2 protein-coding genes and 1 pseudogene are annotated in these 2,663 nt (G+C 65.0%); 1 reads left to right on the top strand and 2 read right to left on the bottom strand.

Annotation, left to right across the window (positions count from 1 at the left end; genetic code table 11):
- Positions 1-1,611 (bottom strand): cytochrome c oxidase assembly protein (locus tag ACRDUX_RS38055; protein ID WP_526422262.1); only part of this gene is annotated, 1,611 nt, incomplete at its 3' end.
- A gap of 265 nt (positions 1,612-1,876) precedes the next feature.
- On the opposite strand from ACRDUX_RS38055, the gene ACRDUX_RS38050 reads away from it, so the two are divergent.
- Complete coding sequence (locus ACRDUX_RS38050) at positions 1,877-2,422, top strand: DUF5134 domain-containing protein (protein ID WP_526422260.1); 546 nt, start codon at positions 1,877-1,879, stop codon at positions 2,420-2,422.
- A 6-nt stretch (positions 2,423-2,428) separates the two neighbouring features.
- Here the strand turns inward: ACRDUX_RS38050 and ACRDUX_RS38045 are convergent.
- Positions 2,429-2,663, bottom strand: a pseudogene (locus ACRDUX_RS38045) (zf-HC2 domain-containing protein); the annotation flags it as partial.

Raw genomic sequence — 2,663 nt, 5'->3', positions numbered from 1 at the left:
CTTCCGAGGACCGGGGTCGATGCCGATGATGCCCCAGAAGAACAAGTACCCGACGAGCAGGAAGTGGACGCTCATCAACTCGTGGCCCCAGTGATAGCGCACCAGCGTATTGAATATCGGGGTGAAGTAGACCGCGTACGGGGATGCGACGAACAAGACGAATGCCACGATGGGATGCGACAGCACGGCGGTCACCTTCGAGTGCACCAACCACATCACCCACTCGCGGGGACCCGGAGGTTGACCTTGCTGCGCGGCGGGCAACGCCCGTAACGCCAACGTCACCGGACCGCCCAGCACCAGCAAGACGGGCACACCCATATTCAGCGTCATGTGCTCGGCCATGTGCACGCTGAACATCGCCGACCCGTATGCCTTGACTCCAGAACTGCTGATGAACAGCAGCATCACACATCCGGCCAGCCAAGCGGCGAGTCGTCCCACCGACCAGTGGTCGCCGCGGCGACGCAGGCGGAAATACCCCGCTAGGTAGGCCAGCGCCAACGCGACGGCACCGCAGCCGATGAAGACGTCGAACCGCCACGCCTCCAGGATCCGCACCACGGTCGGCGGGTCCGGCAGGGTGTAGCCGAGAAACACGTCCCACGTGGTGAATTGGTGGACCAGGAACCGCGGAGGGACTTGGGTCGCCATGGTTGCCACGAGCGCCAACGCCACGGTCATCGCGACCGCCCAGAACGCCGGAATCAACCGAGACCGGACCGGTCGGTGAGACTTGAGCGTCCGGAGCTGGCCGACCCACGTGCCGAGTATCAGAATCGTGGCCACGCCGCCGGCGCGGCCGTAGCCACTGCCGACGAGATCACTGCCCGCAAGCAGCCCGAGCAGTACAGCGCCGTACGCAAGTGTGGCGAACCCGGCCGCCACCTCGATCACCAGCACGCGTTGTGTCGCCGCCTTGCCCGCCGGATTGATGGCCGCCGCAATCACGACGCCAACCCAGACCGCAAGCAAGCACGCAAACACGATGGCGGCGCTGGTTGCGTAATCGTGATCCGGGCCCTGCCCGGCGTTTCCGTTGACCGGCACGGCCACGACGCCGATCGCTGCAGGCACCAGCAGCATCACATGGGTGGCCCAGCGCAGCGACAGGCGCACAATCGTGGCCACGCCGATCGCGATGAGCGACACCACGATCCACGCGCGCGCCATCTGCGAGGCCAGGACCGCGTCGACGATGCCACCGCTGGCTAGGAGACGGGTCAGCGGGGCGCCGCTGTCGCTGGAGGCCTGGATCACCACCATCGCAACGGCGGCCGCCACCCACACCGGTGCGACGCACTCCACCAGCACGTGCGTGCGGAAGGTTGTCCGATCGATCACCCCGCGGTCATCCGGTAGGGCGGTGACGACGACGAACAGCAACCCGCCCAACGTCACAGCGCCGGACAGGCCAGCCAGAAAGTACCCGAGCAGTTCGGCGGCCGCCGTAGCCAGGCCCGGATACGAGTCGCCGGTCTGAACGTAGACGCGATTACCGGAGGCCAGGGCGTAGACGAACAAACCGACCAGCGACACAGCGCAGCCGGCGATCACGGCTAGCCTGCGGCGCGTCACCGACTCTGCGGGGCATGCCCGCTCAGCGTCCATCACGGTCACGGCTTTCGTTGAAGTGTTCTGACGACGACGAGTCTACGACCGGTCGTCGTAGAGCTGGTGTGGCCCGGGAACTTTTCGCCGCTGCCCTCCGACCATTTCTCACGAACCGTGAACATCATCCTCAGCTGAGGAAGGCCTCAAACATCGTGAGCCACACTCCCTTAGAAGAACCCGCGGGGTCCGAAGACGTCGTCGGTTCCACCGCACACGTCGCGCTGGGCTGGTGGAAGAACATTCGCACGGCACCGGTTACCCAATGATCTCCGCTCTGTTGCTGCGGTGGATCGTCACGGCCTTGTTCGTCCTCAGCGCCGCGGAGATGGTCTACGCGCTGGTGAAGTCACACCGCACCTGGACCCATGTCGTGAGCCACCTGCTGCATCTAGTGATGGCGGTCGCGATGGCCGTCATGGCATGGCCGCGTGGAGCGGCACTGCCCACCATCGCCTCGATGGTCTTTTTCCTACTTGCCACCGTCTGGTTCGTCGGTGTCGTCGTCGCGGGCCTCGGCCACCGCTTGGTCAACGGCTACCACGCAACGATGATGCTTGCGATGGCGTGGATGTATGCCGTCATGAACCGAAACCTCTTGCCCGGCGTCGGGACGGGCCATGTGGTCTACGTCGACGTCCTCAACTGGGCGTGCACGATCGGATTCACCGTCACAACCCTGTGGTGGCTCTACCGCTACTTCGTTCAACCCAAGGCCGAACCGGCTCAGGCCTCGCACCGATTCCTTGGCGATGCATCTCAGGCGATGATGGCTGCGGGCATGGCCATCATGTTCGGCGTCATGCTCTGAGCGCGGTCATGCCGCACCGTCCGTCGACCACAGGTGATCACGGCGCCGACCACGAGACGCATTGCGCGGCAGGGCGATGCTCTCTTCACTAACCGTCGTCCGGGTGGGATCCGGTGCGGGCTTCGACCACCGGCGCCACACCAGCAGCGCCAGCAGAGCGCCAAGTGCCGCGGGAATGTGAGTGAGAATGCGCACCGATGTGACTGCTCCATGCTGGGCATCGACGATCACGAACACCGTC

Origin of the sequence: Mycobacterium sp. (assembly GCF_050701675.1) — a bacterium.
Classification (GTDB): domain Bacteria; phylum Actinomycetota; class Actinomycetes; order Mycobacteriales; family Mycobacteriaceae; genus Mycobacterium.
The sequence above is the reverse complement of the archived record's forward strand: the minus strand, read 5'-3'. Positions and strand labels throughout refer to the sequence as shown.